Source organism: Streptomyces sp. NPDC019224 (genome assembly GCF_040632605.1).
Classification (GTDB): Bacteria; Actinomycetota; Actinomycetes; order Streptomycetales; family Streptomycetaceae; genus Streptomyces.
In genome coordinates this window covers 73,839-92,702 of record NZ_JBEYCF010000022.1, presented here as the reverse complement: position 1 = coordinate 92,702, position 18,864 = coordinate 73,839, and the positions used below count along the sequence as shown (strand labels likewise).

Genomic DNA, 18,864 nt, shown 5'->3' with positions numbered 1-18,864 from the left:
TCCCTTTGCAGCGGTTTGGGTAGGACGGACGCACCGGAACAAGGAGGCCCGGCATGTCGACCGACACACCCGGCGGCCACGGTCCGCCCGATCTCGCACCGCCCCTCGGGGAGGGCGAGGCGGAGGATTTACTGCGCGGCATCTGCTTCAAGACGGGCCCGCCGCGCATGGTGGGGGTCGAACTCGAATGGCTCCTGCACGATCGCGACCACCCGCACCGCCCCGTCCCGTCCCACCGTCTGGAGGCGGCCGCGACGGCCGTCCGGGCGCTGCCCCTGAGGGCGGCGCTCACCTTCGAACCCGGCGGCCAGCTGGAACTCAGCTCGCGCCCCGCCCCTTCCCTGATGGCGTGTGTCGACGACACCGCCGCCGATCTCGCCGCCGTACGGGCCGCCCTGGACGGGCTGGGCCTGGCTCCGGCCGGTCTCGGCGTCGATCCCTGGCAGTCGCCGCGCCGGCTCCTGCGGGAGCCCCGGTACGAGGCCATGGAGCAGGCCCTCGACCGGTGGGGGCCGGCGGGGCGCGCCATGATGTGCACCACCGCCTCCGTCCAGGTCTGCCTGGACGCCGGGGAGGCGGAACCGGGCCCGCTCGGGTACGCGCGGCGCTGGCGGCTGGCCCATCTGCTGGGCGCGGTGCTGGTGGCGGCCTTCGCCAACTCGCCGTTCCGGGAGGGCCGGCCGACCCCGTGGCAGTCCACCCGCCAGGCCCTGTGGGCCGACCTCGACCCGAAGCGGACGCTGGCCCCGGACGGGCTGCCGGCGCCCCGGGACGCCTGGGCCGCGCACGTCCTGGACACGCCCGTGCTGTGCGTACGGGGAGAGGGGCCGTGGGCCGTGCCGGAGGGGCTCACCCTCCGCGAGTGGATCCGGTCCGGGGCGCCCAGACGGGCGGACCGGAGCGACCTCGACTACCACATCACCACGCTGTTCCCGCCGGTGCGCCCGCGCGGGCATCTGGAGTTGCGGATGATCGACGCGCAGCCCGGTGACGACGGCTGGATCGTGCCGCTCGCCGTCACGACCGCCCTGTTCGACGACCCGGAGGCCGCCGAAACGGTGTACCGGACCGTCAAGCCGCTCGCCGAGACGGCCGGTGCGGGCGCCGCTCCGCGCAATCCGCTGTGGACCGCGGCGGCCCGCGACGGCCTGGCCGATCCGGAACTGCGCCAGGTGGCGGACGTCTGCTTCCGGCTCGCCCTGGAGGCGCTGCCCCGACTGGGCGCGAGCGTCGCGGTACGGGACGCGGTGGCCGGCTTCCACGACCGCTATGTCGCCCGGGGCAGATGCCCCGCCGACGATCTGCGGGACCTGCTCACCCCGGGCGGGGCGCGCCGCCCGGCCCATCCGAAGGGGACCTTGTGATGTCCGAATCCCCCGCTCCCCCGCACGCCGGGGACGACGAGGCGCTGCGTGAGCGCGCGCTCGCCGCGCTGCTCACCGCCCGTGAACGCACCACGCTCCTCACCGACAGCGTCGAGGACCACGAGCTCACCGCCCAGCACTCGCCGCTGATGTCGCCGCTGGTCTGGGACCTGGCGCACATCGGCAACCAGGAGGAGCTGTGGCTGCTGCGCGGTGTCGCCGGCCGGGAGGCGATTCGCCCGGAGATCGACGGCCTGTACGACGCCTTCGAGCATCCGCGCGCCACCCGGCCCTCGCTGCCGCTGCTGGCGCCCGGCGAGGCCCGCTCGTACGCGTCGGAGGTGCGCGGCAGGGCGCTGGACGTGCTGGAGTCCGCCCCGCTCGGGGACGGGCCCGCGCTGGTCAGGTCCGGTTTCGCCTTCGGGATGATCGCGCAGCACGAGCAGCAGCACGACGAGACCATGCTGATCACCCATCAGCTGCGTTCGGGCCCGGCGGCCCTGACGGCCCCGGAGCCGCCGCGCGCCGCGGACGGACCGGCGCCGCCGGCCGAGGTCGTGGTGCCCGGCGGCCCGTTCACCATGGGTACGTCGGCCGAGCCGTGGGCGCTGGACAACGAACGCCCCGCGCACCGGCGCGATGTCGCCGGGTTCTTCATCGACACGGCTCCGGTGACGTGCGGCGCCTACCGGGCGTTCATCGAGGACGGCGGTTACCGCGAACGGCGCTGGTGGGCCCCCGGGGGCTGGGCGATGGTCCGGGAGCACGGTCTGGACGCCCCGCTGTTCTGGCACCGGGACGCGGGGCAGTGGCTGCGCCGCCGCTTCGGGGTGACCGAGCCGGTCCCGGACGACGAGCCGGTGCTGCACGTCAGCTGGTACGAGGCCGACGCGTACGCGCGCTGGGCGGGCCGCAGGCTGCCGACCGAGGCGGAGTGGGAGAAGGCGGCCCGCCACGATCCCGCGTCCGGGCGCTCCCGCCGCTATCCGTGGGGCGACGAGGACCCGACGCCGGAACGCGCCAATCTGGGGCAGCGCCATCTGCGGCCCGCGCCCGCGGGGGCGTATCCCGCCGGGCGGGCGCCGTGCGGGGCGGGGCAGCTGATCGGTGACGTGTGGGAGTGGACGGCGAGCGACTTCCTGCCGTACCCGGGGTTCGCGCCGTTCCCCTACCGCGAGTACTCGGAGGTGTTCTTCGGCCCGGAGCACAAGGTGCTGCGGGGCGGTTCGTTCGCGGTGGACACGGTGGCCTGCCGGGGTACGTTCCGCAACTGGGACCTGCCGGTCCGGCGGCAGATCTTCTCGGGGTTCCGTACCGCGAGGGACCTCTGATGTGCCGCCACATCGCCTACCTGGGGCCGCCGGTCGCCCTGGGCGAGGTGCTGTCGCGACCGGCGCACTCCCTGGTGCGGCAGTCCTGGGAACCCCGCCTCCAGCGGTACGGGACGGTCAACGCCGACGGCTTCGGGGTCGGCTGGTACGCGGACGGGGACCCGGTCCCGGGCCGCTACCGGCGCCAGGGCCCCGTCTGGGGCGACCAGACCTTCGCCGACCTGGCCCGGGTGGTCCGCAGCCACGCCCTGCTCGCCGCGGTCCGGGACGCGACCGGGGCGGACCCGGACGGCGAGGCGGCCGCGGCGCCGTTCGCCGCGGAGCACGTCCTGTTCAGCCACAACGGCGCGGTGAAGGACTGGCCGGGCTCGATGGCGTCCGTGGTGTCCGCCCTGCCCCCGGCGGAGTTGCTGCGGCTCGCCGCCCGCAGCGACTCCGCCCTGGTGTGGGCCCTGGTCCGGCACCGGCTCTCGGCGGGTGACGGGCCGGCCCAGGCCGTGGCGGACACCGTGCTGGAGGTGGCGGAGGCCGCCCCCGGCTCCCGGCTCAACCTGCTGCTCACCGACGGCCGCGCCGTCGTGGCGACCGCCTGGGGCGACACCCTGTGGCATCTGACCGAGCCCGGCCGGCGCACGGTCGTCGCCTCGGAGCCGTACGACGACGATCCCCGCTGGTACGAGGTGCCCGACCGCACCCTGCTGACCGCGACCGCCGGCGACGTCCTGCTGACCCCGCTGAAGGAGCCCTGCGCGTGAGTCCCTTCCTGCTGACCCGCACTCTGCCCGAGGACGCGACGGACGCGGCGCTGCGCGCCGATGTGCTGCACGGTCTGACCAGGCACCCGAAGACGCTGCCGCCCAAGTGGTTCTACGACACCCGGGGCAGCGAGCTGTTCGAGGAGATCACCCGTCTCCCGGAGTACTACCCGACGCGCGCGGAGCGGGAGATCCTGATCGACCGGGCCGCGGAGATCGCCGCCGCGTCCGGCGCCCGCACCCTGGTCGAGCTGGGTTCCGGCTCGTCGGAGAAGACCCGGTATCTGCTGGACGCGCTGACGGACCTGCACAGTTACGTACCGGTCGACGTCAGCGAGAGCGCGCTGCGCGGAGCGGCGGAGGCCCTGTTGGCACAGCGGCCGCAGCTGTCCGTGCACGCGTTGATCGCCGACTTCACCGCCGGGCTCTCGCTGCCGGAGACACCCGGGCCCAGGCTGGTGGCGTTCCTGGGCGGCACCCTCGGCAATCTCCTGCCGAACGAGCGGGCGGTGTTCCTGAAGTCGGTGCGCGACCTGCTGGCGCCCGGGGACACGCTGCTGCTCGGCACGGATCTCGTGAAGGACGAGGAGGTGCTGGTCGCGGCGTACGACGACGCGGCCGGGGTGACGGCGGCGTTCAACCGGAACGTGTTGTCGGTCGTCGACCGGGAACTGGGCGCGGACTTCGTACCGGAGGACTTCGCGCACGTGGCGCGGTGGAATCCGCGGGAGGAGTGGATCGAGATGCGGCTGCGGGCCCGCCGCTCCCTGACGGTGAAGATCCCGGAACTGGATCTGGTGGTGCCGTTCGAAGCGGGTGAGGAGCTGCGCACGGAGGTGTCCGCGAAGTTCCGCGAGGACGGGGTGCGCCGCGAGCTGGCCGGGGCGGGGCTCCGCCTGGCCCACTGGTGGACGGACTCCGGGGACAGGTTCGCGCTGTCCCTGGCCACGGTCGACTGAGCGGGTGGCGCGGGGCGGGGCGGGGATGTCCGGCCCCGCCCCGCGCCGGTGGGTCAGCTGCCGGCGAGCAGTGCGGTGATCTTGTCGGATGCGGTCTTCGCCTCGGTCGCCGGGTCGCCGCCCTGGAGGACCGCCGTCATGTAGGGCTTGATCGGGTTGTCGGCCTCGACCGCGGCCCACTGCGGGGAGTTGGGGGTGGCGTGGCCGCGCGTGGCGCCCTCGGCCATCGCGGCGGTGCTCTCCTCGCCCTCGATGACACGGGCGAGGGCGGGCTTGTTGGGCACGTAGTTCATGGTCCTGGCCAGGTCCTCCTGCCATTTGGTCCCGGCCAGTGCCTTGATCACCTCGTAGCCCGCGCTGCGCTGGTCGGCCTTCTGCGGCACGATCAGGTCGGAGCCTCCGGTGAAGACCGAGCCGGGCGCCTTCGCGGTCTTTCCGGGGATGGGGAAGTAGCCCAGCTTGCCCTTGAGTTCGGGGTTCTTCTTCTCGATCAGGGGCGCGCTGCTGGGGGTGGAGATGATCTGTGCGACATTCCCCTCGGCGAACACGTCGACCTGCGGGGGCTTTTCCTCGTCGGCGTCCTTGGGCCCTTCGCCCAGCGACTGGAGCCGGGAATAGAAATCCATCCCCTTGAGCGCGGCGGGCGTACCGAGAGTGCCCTGCCAGTCGCCTTCCTTGTCGCTGGCGAGTTCCCCGCCCTCGTCCCAGATGAACCCGGCGAGTACGTACCAGTTCTGCCCCGGCAGATACATGCCCTGGATTCCGTCGCGGTTGAGTTCCTCGGTGTCCGCGATCCACTGCGCGCGCGTCTTCGGCGGGTTCTTGATACCCGCCGCCTCGAAGAGGTCCTTGTTGTAGATCACCACGCGGTTGGCCGCGTACCACGGGATGCCGTACTGGACGCCGCCGATGCTCCCCGGCTCGGCGAGGCCGGGCAGCCAGTCCTCGCTGCCCAGGTCACGCATCGATTCCAGGGTCAGGTCGCGCAGGTTGCCGCTCTCGGCGTACTGGGCGACCTGGGTGTTTCCGACCTCGATGACATCAGGGGTGTCCTTGCCGCCGAGCGCTTCCAGGACCTTCGGACCGATGCCACTCCACTCCTGGATCTTGAACTCGAGTTCGATCGAGGGATGCTCCTCCTCGTACGACTTCTTGAACCGGTCCAGGAAGTCGGCGGTAACGCTGTTCTTCATCAGCCAGATCGTCACCTTCTCGTCACCGGAGCCGCCCGAGCCGGGGATCAAGCCGCACCCGCCCAGCGCAACGGTGGAAACAAGGGCGACAGCTCCGACGAGCATGCGGTTTTTCACGGATTCACCTTCTGCGGAACGGCAGGACGACATATGCGGACCCGATGTGGGGGACTGCGGGCTGCGCTCGCACGGGCGTGGCTGGATTTTGGTATGTACCAATAGTTTGGTCAAGGGCCGTTCCGGGCAGGCACGACGTCCGCGACCCCTCGCGAACCGGGCCGAGTTAGGGCACCTTGGTAAGGACGAGAGGAGACAAACCATGCCGAATCACACGTATCGCGTCACCGAAATCGTAGGGACCTCCCAAGAGGGCGTGGACGAGGCCATCCGCAACGGCGTCGCAAGAGCCTCGGAAACGTTGCACAATCTCGACTGGTTCGAGATCACTCAGGTGCGCGGACAGATCGAGGATGGCCGAATCGCGCACTATCAGGTCGGCCTGAAAGTGGGCTTCCGGCTCGACGACCCGAAGTGACGCGAACGGGGAGGCACGGGCGGCCCACCGCCCCGGAAAGGCGTGCCCCGCTCAGGTGCGCCCCTCCCGCTCCTGCGCGTCCTTCAGCGCGGGCGAGGCCGGCGCCCAGCGGGCGCGCACCACGGTGAATCCGGCCCGTTCGGCGGCGTCGCAGACCAGCTCGTCGTCGTCGACGAGCATGCGTACCGTACGGTCGCGGCCGAGCCGCTCCAGGATGGCCGGCTTGGTCCGGCGGGCCGGCCGGCGGTCGTCGTCGCGCCGCATGTGCAGCCGCCCCTCGGGCAGCCCCTGCCGGGCCAGCCAGGCCACGGTGTCCTTGCGGCACCGCTCCGGCCGCCCGGTGAGGTAGACGATCTCGCACTCCTCGGCGCTGCTCAGCACCAGGCGTACGCCCTCGTCCAGCGGCGGGTCGTCGACCGCGGCGGCGAAGAAGCCGGCCCAGTCACGGCGGCCCTCCAGGAAGTGCTGACGGTGGGCGGTGTCCGCGAGCGTACCGTCGAGATCGAACACGGCCAGTGGCCGGACGTCGTTCGTCATGCCTCCAGCAAACCAAGAGGCCGCGTCATCCGGCGAACCGGCCGCCACCGACCGTTCCGGACCGAGCGCACGGAGATCCCGCCCCCATGACCTCGCCCCACGATCCGTACGTCCGGGTCCGAGGCGCCCGCGAGCACAATCTGCGGAACGCCGACGTCGACATCCCCCGCGACACCCTCACCGTCTTCACCGGCGTCTCCGGCTCGGGGAAATCCTCGCTGGCTTTCGGCACGATCTACGCGGAGGCACAGCGCCGCTATTTCGAGTCCGTCGCCCCGTATGCCCGGCGGCTGATCCACCAGGTCGGCGCCCCCGCGGTCGGCGAGGTCACCGGGCTGCCGCCCGCCGTCTCGCTGGAGCAGCGCAGGTCGGCGCCCGGCGCCCGGTCCTCCGTGGGTACGGTGACGACGCTGTCCAACTCGCTGCGGCTGCTGTTCTCCCGGGCCGGGGACTATCCGGAGGGGGCCGAGCGGCTGGACTCGGACGCCTTCTCGCCGAACACCGCCGCCGGGGCCTGTCCGCGCTGCCACGGCCTCGGGCAGGTGCACCGCACGAGCGAGGAACTGCTGGTCCCGGACCCCGGCCTGTCGGTCCGGGAGGGCGCGATCGCCGCCTGGCCGGGGGCCTGGCAGGGCAAGAACCTGCGCGATGTACTGGACACGCTCGGCTACGACGTGGACCGGCCGTGGCGGGAGCTGGAGGCGGCCGACCGGGAATGGATCCTGTTCACCGACGAGCAGCCGGTGGTGACCGTCCATCCGGTGCGCGAGGCCGGCCGCATCCAACGGCCCTACCAGGGCACGTACATGAGCGCGCGACGCTACGTGATGCACACCTTCGCCGATTCGAAGAGCGCCACCCTGCGGGCGAAGGCCGAGCGCTTCCTGACCAGCGAGCCCTGCCCGGTCTGCGAGGGCAGCAGGCTGCGGCCGGAGGCCATGGCGGTCACGTTCGCGGGCCGTACGATCGCCCAGCTCGCGGGGCTCGCCCTCACCGAACTCGCCGACGTGCTCACGGCGGCGGGCGGCGACGGGACCGCCCGGGTGCTGACGGCGGATCTCCTCGCCCGCATCGGGACCGTCACCGAACTCGGTCTCGGCTACCTGAGCCTGGACCGCACGGCGCCCACGCTCTCCTCGGGCGAGCTCCAGCGGCTGCGGCTGGCGACCCAGCTGCGGGCCGGCCTCTTCGGCGTGGTGTACGTCCTGGACGAGCCGTCCGCCGGTCTGCACCCGGCGGACACCGAGGCGTTGCTCGCGGTGCTGGGGCGGCTGAAGGCGGCCGGCAACACGGTCTTCGTGGTGGAGCACCAGATGGACGTGGTGCGGCGGGCGGACTGGCTCGTCGACGTGGGGCCGCTGGCCGGTGAGCACGGCGGCCGGGTGCTGCACAGCGGGCCGCCCGCCGGGCTCGCCGAGGTCGCGGAGTCGGCCACCCGGCGCTTCCTGTTCGCCGACGCCCCGCCCCCGCCGCGCGAGGTCCGCGCACCCTCGGGGTGGCTGCGGCTGCACGGGGTGGAGCGGCACAACGTGCGCGGGGTGGACGCGGCGTTCCCCCTGGGGGTGTTCACGGCGGTCACCGGGGTCTCGGGATCCGGCAAGTCGACGCTGGTGGGGCAGGTGCTGGCAGGTGCGCTGGCCGATCGGCGCAGCGCCGCCGCCGGGGAGCAGGGTCCGGAGCAGCCGGTGACCGGATGCGCCCGGGCGGAGGGGCTGGACGCGGTGGACCGGCTGGTCCAGGTGGACCAGCGGCCCATCGGGCGTACGCCCCGTTCCAACCTGGCCACGTACACCGGTCTCTTCGACGTGGTGCGCAAGCTGTTCGCGGCCACGCCGTCGGCCCGGGAGCGGGGACACCGGGCGGGCCGGTTCTCGTTCAACGTGCCGGGCGGGCGGTGCGAGACGTGCCAGGGCGAGGGCTTCGTCTCGGTGGAGCTGTTGTTCCTGCCGAGCACGTACGCGCCCTGTCCGGACTGTCACGGTGCGCGGTACAACCCGGAGACGCTCGACGTCACGCTGCGCGGGCTGAACATCGCGCAGGTGCTCGATCTGACCGTGGAGTCGGCGGCCGGGTTCTTCGCGGACACCCCGGCCGCCGCGCGCAGCCTGGGCACGCTGCTCGACGTGGGGCTCGGCTATCTGCGGCTCGGGCAGCCCGCGACGGAGCTGTCCGGCGGTGAGGCTCAGCGGGTCAAGCTGGCGGCGGAGCTCCAGCGGGCCCGCCGCGGCCACACGCTGTATCTGCTGGACGAGCCGACGACAGGGCTGCATCCGGCCGATGTCGAGGTGCTGATGCGGCAGTTGCACGGGCTGGTCGAGGCGGGCGGCACGGTGGTGGTCGTGGAGCACGACATGGAGGTGGTCGCGGGCGCGGACTGGGTGATCGACCTCGGTCCGGGCGGCGGCGACCGGGGTGGCCGGATCGTGGCCGAGGGGCCGCCGGTGGAGGTGGCGCGGTCGCCGGAGAGCCGTACCGCGGGGTACCTGCGCGCGGCCCTGGGACTCGCCTGAGTGCCCGACCCGGCCTCAACCGACGGAAGCGGCAGACCGGTTGGCGAACCGGGTGGGGAAGGGGAATGAAACAGTAAAGAACGTTGACAGTCAGCTGGTCCATACCAATCATGGGCATGTCATGCGGTCGTTCGTCGCCGTGCGGCATGTGACCCCGGCCGGGAATCACAGGAACGGGCCGCGCCCCTCACCGGGCGCGGCCGAGCCGTGCATCCGCCCGTTGTCCCACCCCGCCGGAGCTGCCCCATGAGACGTCCAAGAACAGTCGGCGCCGTCCTGAGCGCCTTGGCCACCGCGGTCGCGTCCGCGGGTCTGGTCCTCGGATCAGGCGCCGGTGCGCAGGCCGTCACCACCGCCGCCGCCACCCCCCTGCCCGCCCACGTCTTCGCCCCGTACTTCGAGGCGTGGAACGGGGACAGCCCGGCCGCGCTCTCGCAGGCGTCCGGTGCCAAGTACCTGACCATGGCCTTCATCCAGACGGAGTCCCGCGGCTCCTGCACCCCGTACTGGAACGGCGACTCGGGCACCCCGATCGCCCAGTCCGAGTTCGGCGCCGACTTCACCACGATCCGCTCGCGCGGCGGCGACGTGATCCCGTCGTTCGGCGGCTTCACCGCCGACAACACCGGCACCGAGATCGCCGACAGCTGCACGGACGTCGACTCGATCGCCGCCGCGTACGAGAAGGTCATCACGACCTACGACGTCTCCCGCCTCGACATGGACATCGAGGACAACTCGCTGACGAACAGCGCCGGCATCGACCGCCGCAACAAGGCGATCAAGAAGGTCCAGGACTGGGCCGCCGCCAACGGGCGTCCGCTGCAGATCTCGTACACCCTGCCCACCACGACCAGCGGTCTGGCGGGCAGCGGGCTCGCCGTCCTCAAGAACGCGGTGTCCAACGGCACCCGCGTCGATGTCGTCAACCTCATGACGTTCGACTACTACGACGGCGCCGCGCACGACATGGCCCAGGACACCCAGACCGCGATCACCGGGCTGAAGGGGCAGCTGGCGAAGCTCTACCCGTCGAAGACCGACGCCCAGCTGTGGGGCATGACCGGCATCATCGAGATGCCCGGCATCGACGACTACGGACCGGCCGAGACCTTCACCACGGCCAACGCGCCCGTGGTGTACGACTGGGCCGTCTCCAAGGGCGTCGGCACCCTGTCGTTCTGGGCGCTCCAGCGCGACAACGGCGGCTGCCCCGGTACCGGCGGCAGCGACACCTGTTCCGGCATCGCGCAGGACACCTGGTACTTCAGCCACACCTTCGCGCCGTTCACGAGCGGTGGCGGCGGCCCGGTGACCGACGACTACTCGGTGACCGTCACTCCCTCGTCGGCGACGGTCGAACCGGGCGGGTCGACGACCGCCACCGTGAAGACCGCGGTGACCTCGGGCGCCGCCAGGACGGTCGCGCTCTCCGCCACCGGCGCCCCGGCCGGGGTGACCGCGACGATCGGCCCGGAGTCGGTGACGGCCGGCGGCTCCTCGACGCTGACGCTCAGCGCCTCGGCGTCGGCGGCCCCCGGCAGGTACACCCTCACCGTGACCGGCACCTCCGGCACGCTCAGCCGCTCGGCGTCGTTCACCCTGACGGTGGCCGGCGCGGGCGGCGGAACGGGGTCCCTGGTCAACGGCGACTTCGAGACCGGCGCGCTGGGCCCCTGGACCTGCGAGTCCGGAGGCGCGGTCGTCTCCTCACCGGTGCACGGCGGTGCGCACGCGCTGTCCGTCGCGGCCACCTCCTCGCAGACCGGCGAGTGCGCGCAGACGCTCACCCTCTCCCCCGACACCACGTACACGCTCCAGGGCTACGTGCAGGGGAACTACGCCTACCTCAGCGTACGGGGCGGCGCGACGGCGAGCGCCTGGGGCCTGTCGAGCGGCTACACCAAGCAGTCGGTGACCTTCACCACCGGCTCCAGCGGTGCGGTCACGGTCTACCTGCACGGCTGGTACGGCCAGGGCACGGTGTACGGGGACGACCTCTCCGTCGCCAAGTCCTGACCGCTGAGGGCCCCGGAGGCTGGCGGCGACCTCCGGGGCCCTGGGGCGTGCGGGCTCAGCGGCGGGCCTTGCGGGTCGCCCGCAGCCACTCCTTGTTCATGGCCGAGATCGACGGCAGCGGGATGCCCTTGGGGCACGCGGTGGCGCACTCCCCGGTGAGCGTGCAGCCGCCGAAGCCCTCGCTGTCCATCTGCTCCACCATGTCGAGCACCCGGGTCTCCCGCTCGGGGGTCCCCTGCGGCAGGACGTTCAGGTGGTTGACCTTCGCCGAGGTGAAGAGCATCGCCGAACCGTTGGGGCAGGCCGCGACACAGGCGCCGCAGCCGATGCACTCGGCGTGCTCGAAGGCGAAGTCGGCGTCCGGCTTGGGCACCGGCGTGGCGTGCGCGTCGGGGGCCGTACCGGTGGGGGCGGAGATGTAGCCGCCGGCCTGGATGATCCGGTCGAACGCCGAGCGGTCCACGACGAGGTCCTTGACGACCGGGAAGGCCGAGGCGCGCCAGGGCTCGATGTCGATCGTGTCGCCGTCCTCGAAGGACCGCATGTGGAGCTGGCAGGTGGTCGTGCTTCCCCAAGCTCTCGAATCCGCTCGAGCAGGGGAGACCCCACTGGGACCGTGCGCGTCGCCGTTGATGACCAGGCTGCACGCGCCGCAGATGCCCTCGCGGCAGTCGTGGTCGAAGGCGACGGGGTCGTCACCGGCGAGGATGAGCTCCTCGTTGAGGGTGTCGAGCATCTCCAGGAACGACATGTCCTGCGAGATGCCGTCCACCTCGTAGGTGGACATGGCGCCGGGGGCGTCGGCGTTCTTCTGGCGCCAGACGCGCAGGGTGAGCTTCATGCGTAGCTCCGCTGGGTGGGGTGGACGTACTCGAAGACGAGGTCTTCCTTGTGCAGGACGGGTGCCTCGCCGGTGCCGGTGAACTCCCAGGCGGCGCCGTAGGAGAACTCCTCGTCGCGCCGGGCGGCCTCCCCGTCCGGGGTCTGGGACTCCTCGCGGAAGTGGCCGCCGCAGGACTCGGCGCGGTGCAGGGCGTCGAGGCACATCAGCTCGGCGAGCTCCAGGTAGTCGACGATGCGGTTGGCCTTCTCCAGCGACTGGTTGAACTCGTCGCCGGTGCCGGGGACCTTGACGCGGCGCCAGAACTCCTCGCGGATCCGCGGGATGCGGGCGAGCGCGGTGCGCAGTCCCTCCTCGTTGCGGGCCATCCCGCAGTACTCCCACATGAGTTCGCCGATCTCCCGGTGGAAGGAGTCGGGGGTGCGGTCACCGTCGACGGCCAGCAGCAGGTTGAGCCGGTCCTCGGTCTCCGCGAGAGCCTCCTCGACGGCGGGGTGCGAGGCGTCGACCTCCTCGTGGTGCGGGTGGCGGGCGAGGTAGTCGTTGATGGTGGAGGGCAGGACGAAGTAGCCGTCGGCGAGGCCCTGCATCAGCGCGGACGCGCCGAGCCGGTTGGCGCCGTGGTCGGAGAAGTTGGCCTCGCCGATCGCGAAGAGGCCCGGGATCGTGGTCTGGAGGTCGTAGTCGACCCAGAGCCCGCCCATCGTGTAGTGCACGGCCGGGTAGATCCGCATCGGGGTCTCGTACGGGTTCTCCGCGGTGATCCGGGCGTACATGTCGAAGAGGTTGCCGTACTTCTCCTCGACCTTCGCCCGGCCCATCCGTGCGATGGCCTCGGCGAAGTCCAGGTAGACGCCCTGGCCGCCGGGGCCGACGCCGCGTCCCTCGTCGCAGACGTTCTTCGCGGCTCGGGAGGCGATGTCGCGGGGCACGAGGTTGCCGAAGGCGGGGTAGATCCGCTCCAGGTAGTAGTCGCGCTCGTCCTCGGGGATCTCGTTGGCCGGGCGGGTGTCGCCCTTGGCCTTCGGCACCCAGATGCGGCCGTCGTTGCGCAGCGACTCGCTCATGAGCGTCAGCTTGGACTGGTGGTCGCCGGTGCGCGGGATGCAGGTGGGGTGGATCTGTGTGAAGCAGGGGTTCGCGAAGTAGGCGCCGCGCCGGTGGGCCCGCCAGACGGCGGTGGCGTTGGAGTTCATCGCGTTGGTCGACAGGTAGAAGACGTTGCCGTAACCGCCGCTGGCCAGGACGACGGCGTCGGCGAAGTAGGTGTCGATCTTCCCGGTGACGAGGTCGCGGGCGACGATGCCGCGCGCCCGGCCGTCGACGACGATCAGGTCGAGCATCTCGGTACGGGGATGCAGCTCGACGTTGCCCGCGGCGATCTGCCGGGACAGCGCCTGGTAGGCGCCGAGGAGCAGTTGCTGTCCGGTCTGGCCGCGGGCGTAGAAGGTGCGGGAGACCTGGACGCCGCCGAAGGAACGGTTGTCGAGGAGCCCGCCGTACTCGCGGGCGAAGGGGACGCCCTGCGCCACGCACTGGTCGATGATCTCGACCGAGATCTGGGCGAGGCGGTGCACGTTGGACTCGCGGGCGCGGAAGTCGCCGCCCTTGACGGTGTCGTAGAAGAGCCGGTGCACCGAGTCGCCGTCGTTGCGGTAGTTCTTGGCCGCGTTGATACCGCCCTGCGCGGCGACGGAGTGCGCCCGGCGGGGTGAGTCCTGGAAGCAGAACTGGACGACGTGGTAGCCCTGTTCGGCCAGTGTCGCGCCGGCCGAGCCACCGGCGAGGCCGGTGCCGACGACGATGACGGTGTGCTTGCGCCGGTTGGCGGGGTTGACCAGCTTGGCCTCGAAGCGGCGGGTGTCCCAGCGCTCGGCGACGGGGCCGGCCGGCGCCTTGGTGTCGGCGACGGTTTCACCGGTCGTGTAGTGCGTGTAGTCGTTCATGTCAGCTCACCACTCCGGTCATGACGGCGACGGGTACGGAGATGAAGCCCACCGTCAGCACCAGCGCGAGGAGGTTGGCGAGGGTCTTCAGGGCGCGGTCGCGGCTCGCGCGGCCGGCGCCCAGGGTCTGCGCGGCGCTCCAGAACCCGTGCTGGACGTGGAGCCCCAGGGCAAGCATCGCGACGATGTAGACGACGGTGCCGTACCAGGTGGAGAAGGTGTCGATGACGTTCTGGTACGGGTGGCCGGACTGGAACCCGCCGGAGTGCACGGTGCCGGTCGTCAGGTCCAGGATGTGCCAGACGATGAACAGCCCGAGGATGACCCCGCCGTAGCGCATGGTGCGGGTGGCGTAACTGGCGCGCGGCCGCTTGTGGACGTACCTGCTGGGGCGCGCCCGCAGGTCGCGCCTGCTGAGCTGGTACGCGGAGACCGCGTGCAGCACCGCGGCGGCGACGAGCACCACGCGCACGATCCACAGCGCCCACTCGTGGTGCAGGAAGGGCTCGCCCATCACCCGCAGCCAGTGGGCGTAGCCGTTGAACTCGTCGGACCCGAAGAAGATCTTCAGGTTTCCGATCATGTGGACGACCAGGTAGAGGAGCATGACCAGACCGCTCACGGCCATGATCGCCTTCTTGCCGACGGTCGAGCCCCAGAGCGTGCGCGTCATGGACGGCCGTCTGTCCGTCCGGGTTGCCAGTGCCATGGACACGACGCTAGGACCGAAGGGCCCGATCAGTCCAAGTCATGGAACGGCTGATGTCCATAGCCCTTGCCTATCGAGCGCGGTAGCGTGGGGTCGTGCAGTTCCAGCAGCTCACCTATTTCGTGGCCGTCGCCGAGGCCCGGCACTTCACCCGTGCCGCCGAGGAGGTACACGTCTCGCAGCCCTCGCTCTCCCAGCAGATCAGGGCCCTGGAGAACGAGCTGGGCGCCGAGCTGTTCAGCCGGGCGCGCGGCAACATCACGCTGACGGACGCGGGCGAGGCGCTGCTGCCCCTCGCCCGGCGCATCCTGGCCGACGCCGACACCGCACGGCACGAGGTGCAGGAACTGGCGCAGCTGCGCCGGGGCCGGGTCAGGCTGGGTGCGACGCCCAGCGTGTGCACGGGGCTGCTGCCCGAGGTGCTGCGCGCCTTCCACGACCTGCATCCGGGCATCCGGCTGCTGCTGGAGGAGGGCGGTTCGCACGACCTGGTACGGAAGCTGGCGCGCGGCGCGCTCGATCTGGCCCTGGTGGTGCTGCCGCTGCCCGCCGCCTCCCCGGCGCTGACCACGGTCGAACTGCTCCAGGAGGACCTGGTGGTCGTCTCCTCGGCCCACCGTCCCCGGCCGGGCCGGGGCGGCCGGGTCCGGATCGCGGACCTCCAGGGCGAACCGCTGGTGATGTTCCGGCACGGCTACGACCTGCGGGAGCTGACGGTGGCCGCCTGCCGGGCCGAGGGCTTCGAGCCGTCGTTCACCGTGGAGGGCGGCGAGATGGACGCGGTGCTCGGCTTCGTCCGCGCCGGCCTGGGCATCGCGGTGGTCCCGAACATGGTCGCCACCCGGCCCGGCGCCGACCTGCGCACGACCCCGCTGGCCCGCCCGGGGCTGCGCCGCACGATCGCGCTGGCGCACCGCAGCGACGTGGCCCCGCCGCGTGCGGCCCGCGAGCTCCAGCGGGTCCTGCTGGCGGGGCGGGCGGACACGGCGGCCCCATGAGGGGTGCCGGGTCCGCCCGGCTCACACGGCGTCGGCCAGCAGCAGGGAGTGGATGCGGTCCGGCGCGCCCGGCCGTGCGTAGTACCAGCCCTGGGCCGTGTCGCAGCCCAGCTGCCGCAGTTGCTCGGCCTGGGCGCCCGTCTCCACGCCCTCCACCGTCACCGCCAGGTCGAGGCTGTGCGCGAGCGACACGATCCCCTCGACGATCTTCAGGTCCACCGGGTCCGCCGGATGGGTCTGCATCCCCTGGGTGAAGGACCGGTCCAGCTTCAGCACGCTCACCGGCAGCCTGCGCAGGTTCGCGAGGTTGGAGTAGCCGGTGCCGAAGTCGTCCAGCGCGATGTCGACGCCCATCTCGGCCAGCTGTCGCAACGGTTTGAGCAGGTCCTCGTCGGCCCCGATGAGCGCCGACTCGGTGACCTCCAGGCACAGCGCGCCCGCTTCGAGCCCGGAGCGCTCCAGGACCTCGACGGTCTCCGCGACCAGGTGCGGGTGGTGCAGCTGGGCCGGTGAGAGGTTGACGTTGATGCGCAGCGGGCCGCCGTCGGTGTGCCGCTCCTGCCAGAAGTTGGCCTGCCGGACCGATTCCTCAAGGACCCAGCGGCCCAGCGGGACGATGAGGCCGGTGTGCTCGGCCAGCGCGATGAACCGGTCGGGCCCCAGTACCCCGTGCTGCGGGTGGCACCAGCGGACCAGGGCCTCCGCGCCGTGCACCGTGCCGTCGCCGAGGTGCACCAGCGGCTGGTACTCGATGAAGAACTCGCCGCGTTCCAGGGCGGCCGGCAGGGCCGTGGTCAGGCCGTGCCGGGTGATGGCCCGGGCGTCCGCCTCCGCGTCGGCCAGCTCGAAGCGGTTGCCGCCCGCCGACTTGGCGCGGTACATGGTGATGTCGGCGCTGCGCAGGACCTCCGCGGCGCTGCGTTCCCCGGCGGGGCCCTCGACGACCCCGACCGAACCGCGGACGGTCAGCTCGCGCCCGTCGAGCCGGATGGGGGTGCCGAGCGCGCCGAGGATGCGGCAGGCGAGTTCGTCGACCTCGGCGGGTGTGTCGAAGCTCGTCGTGAGGGCCACGAACTCGTCGCCGCCGAGCCGGGCGACCATCTCACCGGGCGCGGTCGCGCAGCTCTGGAGGCGGTCGGCGACCTCGACGAGCAGCCGGTCGCCCGCGGCGTGGCCGAGGCTGTCGTTGATCGCCTTGAAGCCGTCGAGGTCCAGGTAGCAGAGCCCGAAGCGGCTGCCGTCGCCGGCTGCGAGCGCTTTCTCCAGGCGCTCGAAGAAGAGCGTCCGGTTGGGCAGGCCGGTGAGCGCGTCGTGGGTGGCCTCGTAACGAAGCCGCAGGTTGAGGAGCCTGCGCTCGGTGGTGTCCTCCAGCAGCGCCAGCTGGTATTCGGGCCGGCCCTCGGAGTCGCGCAGCAGCGACACCGTCAGGTTGGTCCACAGGACGGTGCCGTCGTTGCGGTAGTACGGCTTCTCGACCCGGTAGTGCTCGCGTTCGCCGCGTACCAGCTCGTTGTAGTACTTCCAGACCTGCGGGGAGTCCTCGGGGTGGACCCACTCGTTGACGCGGTGGCTGAGGACGTGGTTCTCCAGGCCGCCGAACATCCGGGTGAGGGTGTCGTTGACCTCCAGCACGTTGCCGTCGAGGTCGGCGATCCCGATGCCGATCGCCGCGTCCTTGAAGACCGCGCGGAAGCGTGCCTCGGTGGCGTGCAGGGCCTGTTCGGCCTGGGAGCGGGCGGCGAGCGCCGAGCGGGCGATGGCCTCCTGCTCGGCCAGCGTCCGTTCGCGCAGGGCCTGGGTGAAGCCGGCCGCCACCGCGTGCTGGATGCGGGCGCAGCGGGAGCGGCTCTCCTCGGTGGCCAGGGCCACCGGCCCGTTGCTGCCGCAGTAGAGCACCAGGTAGGAGTCGACGACACCGAGCGTGGAGCTGAGCGCGTCCGGGTCGGTGCAGTGGGCGGCGACGAGCGCGCCGCCCACCGGGGTCGCCGCGGCGGGGTCGAACGGGCGGGCGTGCAGGGTCTCGCTGAGCGTGCGGGCCAGCGGCAGCAGGTGCTGCTCGAACTCCGGCCGGGTCAGGGAGGTGGCCGTCGAGGGGAAGATGGTCCGGCTCCAGATGGTGGCGAATCTCCGGAGCCGGTCCTCGGGACCGTCGGGTGCCGCGTCCGGGGCTCCGGACGACTGGGCGGGAATACTCACGCCTTGCGTCCCACTCCCGCGATGCCCGAGAAGGCGTACGGGTCCTCGTTCTCGGGGGCGGCGGTGTTCTCGGGGCGCCATTCCGGCATCGCGACGAGGCCGGGCTCGACCAGCTCGTAGCCGTCGAAGAAGCGGGCGATCTCTTCCCGGGTGCGCATGACCAGCGGGTTACGGATCTCCTTGTAGACACCGACCGTGCCGCCGGCCTCCTCCCGGGGCAGCGGGATGCCTTCGTACGCGGCATGGGTGACGACGAGGAGGCTGCCGGGGGCGAGCATGTCGCGGAGCGCGGCGACGGCGGCCTGCGGGTCGTCGGAGTCCTCGACGAAGTGGAGTACGGCCACGAGCAGCAGCGCCACCGGGCGGTCGAAGTCGAGGAGCTTGGCGACCTCGGGGCTGTCCCGGATCTCCTGGGGCCTGCGCAGGTCGGCGGCGGCGATCGTCGCGCGGTCGTTGCCCTCCAGGACCGCCTGGCTGTGCGCGACCGCGACCGGGTCGTGGTCGACGTAGGCGACCCTGACCTCGGGATCGACGGCCTGGGCGACCTCGTGGACATTGCCGAAGGTGGGTATCCCGGAACCGATGTCGAGGAACTGGGTGATGCCCTCGCTCAGCGCGTAGCGCACCGCCCGTCGCATAAACGCCCGGTTCGCCTGCATGGCCTTGGGAAGTCCCGGCATGAACTCCATGGCCTTCCGGGCCGCTTCCCGGTCCACCTCGAAATTGTGCGACCCGCCCAGATAGAAGTCATACATTCGGGACACGCTCGGCACCGAAATGTCAATGCCTTGCGGTGCCCAGGCGGGACGCTCCATCGATGTCTCCAACAAGTCGCCACGGCGATCCGGCCATGTTCATGGTCAGTGTGGTCCAGAGGCTACTGATCGACCGCCAAGAGAGCGAGTGGAAACGGAAATTAGCCGTCCGTTATTGGTCACACTCTCGTGGCATGTGCAACCGGCTCGTCGCTG

At 71.7% G+C, this 18,864-nt stretch carries 15 protein-coding genes; 8 read left to right on the top strand and 7 right to left on the bottom strand.

From position 1 onward, the window contains the following. Positions 1–53: 53 nt before the first annotated feature. Genes egtA through egtD form a run of 4 tightly spaced genes read left to right on the top strand, consistent with a single transcriptional unit; the run spans position 54 to position 4,409 of the window. On the top strand, positions 54–1,364 hold the full coding sequence (egtA, locus tag ABZ564_RS16660) for an ergothioneine biosynthesis glutamate--cysteine ligase EgtA (protein WP_360856197.1): 1,311 nt from the start codon (positions 54–56) through the stop codon (positions 1,362–1,364). Then, entirely contained in the window at positions 1,364–2,695 is a 1,332-nt protein-coding gene (gene egtB, locus ABZ564_RS16655) for an ergothioneine biosynthesis protein EgtB (RefSeq protein WP_360856195.1), read from the top strand. The genes egtA and egtB overlap by 1 nt, the downstream gene beginning before the upstream one ends. Continuing rightward, positions 2,695–3,450: an ergothioneine biosynthesis protein EgtC gene (egtC, locus tag ABZ564_RS16650; protein ID WP_360856192.1), complete on the top strand. Its 756-nt coding sequence runs from the start codon at positions 2,695–2,697 to the stop codon at positions 3,448–3,450. Before egtB ends, egtC begins: the two co-directional genes overlap by 1 nt. Beyond that, positions 3,447–4,409 carry an L-histidine N(alpha)-methyltransferase gene (gene egtD, locus ABZ564_RS16645; protein ID WP_360856190.1) on the top strand — a complete coding sequence of 321 codons (963 nt, stop codon included), beginning with the start codon at positions 3,447–3,449 and terminating at the stop codon, positions 4,407–4,409. Before egtC ends, egtD begins: the two co-directional genes overlap by 4 nt. A gap of 53 nt (positions 4,410–4,462) precedes the next feature. Here egtD and ABZ564_RS16640 read toward each other — a convergent pair whose 3' ends face one another. Beyond that, positions 4,463–5,719 (bottom strand): extracellular solute-binding protein, encoded by a 1,257-nt coding sequence (locus ABZ564_RS16640; RefSeq protein ID WP_360856187.1) that lies wholly within the window; start codon positions 5,717–5,719, stop codon positions 4,463–4,465. Between the two features lie 202 nt (positions 5,720–5,921). Here ABZ564_RS16640 and ABZ564_RS16635 point away from each other — a divergent pair, with 202 nt between their 5' ends. Then, positions 5,922–6,137 carry a dodecin gene (locus ABZ564_RS16635; protein WP_330241841.1) on the top strand — a complete coding sequence of 72 codons (216 nt, stop codon included), beginning with the start codon at positions 5,922–5,924 and terminating at the stop codon, positions 6,135–6,137. A 51-nt stretch (positions 6,138–6,188) separates the two neighbouring features. Here ABZ564_RS16635 and ABZ564_RS16630 read toward each other — a convergent pair whose 3' ends face one another. After that, on the bottom strand, positions 6,189–6,674 hold the full coding sequence (locus ABZ564_RS16630) for a hypothetical protein (protein WP_360856183.1): 486 nt from the start codon (positions 6,672–6,674) through the stop codon (positions 6,189–6,191). Positions 6,675–6,760: 86 nt separating this feature from the next. Here ABZ564_RS16630 and ABZ564_RS16625 point away from each other — a divergent pair, with 86 nt between their 5' ends. Together ABZ564_RS16625 and ABZ564_RS16620 are read left to right on the top strand one after the other, a co-directional pair. Further along, positions 6,761–9,184 carry an excinuclease ABC subunit UvrA gene (locus tag ABZ564_RS16625; protein ID WP_360856180.1) on the top strand — a complete coding sequence of 808 codons (2,424 nt, stop codon included), beginning with the start codon at positions 6,761–6,763 and terminating at the stop codon, positions 9,182–9,184. Positions 9,185–9,430: 246 nt separating this feature from the next. After that, on the top strand, positions 9,431–11,203 hold the full coding sequence (locus ABZ564_RS16620) for a glycosyl hydrolase family 18 protein (RefSeq protein WP_360856177.1): 1,773 nt from the start codon (positions 9,431–9,433) through the stop codon (positions 11,201–11,203). A 55-nt stretch (positions 11,204–11,258) separates the two neighbouring features. On the opposite strand, the gene ABZ564_RS16615 is transcribed toward ABZ564_RS16620, so the two are convergent. Genes ABZ564_RS16615 through ABZ564_RS16605 form a run of 3 tightly spaced genes read right to left on the bottom strand, consistent with a single transcriptional unit; the run spans position 11,259 to position 14,699 of the window. Beyond that, positions 11,259–12,044 carry a succinate dehydrogenase/fumarate reductase iron-sulfur subunit gene (locus tag ABZ564_RS16615; RefSeq protein WP_360856174.1) on the bottom strand — a complete coding sequence of 262 codons (786 nt, stop codon included), beginning with the start codon at positions 12,042–12,044 and terminating at the stop codon, positions 11,259–11,261. Continuing rightward, a complete protein-coding gene (locus ABZ564_RS16610; RefSeq protein ID WP_360856171.1) occupies positions 12,041–13,990 on the bottom strand; it encodes a fumarate reductase/succinate dehydrogenase flavoprotein subunit in 1,950 nt (649 codons plus the stop codon). Before ABZ564_RS16610 ends, ABZ564_RS16615 begins: the two co-directional genes overlap by 4 nt. Position 13,991: 1 nt before the next feature. Then, on the bottom strand, positions 13,992–14,699 hold the full coding sequence (locus ABZ564_RS16605; RefSeq protein WP_360856168.1) for a succinate dehydrogenase: 708 nt from the start codon (positions 14,697–14,699) through the stop codon (positions 13,992–13,994). A 95-nt stretch (positions 14,700–14,794) separates the two neighbouring features. Between ABZ564_RS16605 and ABZ564_RS16600 the strand changes: the two genes are divergently transcribed. After that, complete coding sequence (locus ABZ564_RS16600) at positions 14,795–15,697, top strand: LysR substrate-binding domain-containing protein (protein WP_360856165.1); 903 nt, start codon at positions 14,795–14,797, stop codon at positions 15,695–15,697. A 21-nt stretch (positions 15,698–15,718) separates the two neighbouring features. On the opposite strand, the gene ABZ564_RS16595 is transcribed toward ABZ564_RS16600, so the two are convergent. After that, positions 15,719–17,893: an EAL domain-containing protein gene (locus ABZ564_RS16595; protein ID WP_360856162.1), complete on the bottom strand. Its 2,175-nt coding sequence runs from the start codon at positions 17,891–17,893 to the stop codon at positions 15,719–15,721. Beyond that, on the bottom strand, positions 17,890–18,708 hold the full coding sequence (locus tag ABZ564_RS16590; protein ID WP_360856159.1) for an SAM-dependent methyltransferase: 819 nt from the start codon (positions 18,706–18,708) through the stop codon (positions 17,890–17,892). The genes ABZ564_RS16595 and ABZ564_RS16590 overlap by 4 nt, the downstream gene beginning before the upstream one ends. Between the last annotated feature and the right edge of the window lie 156 nt (positions 18,709–18,864).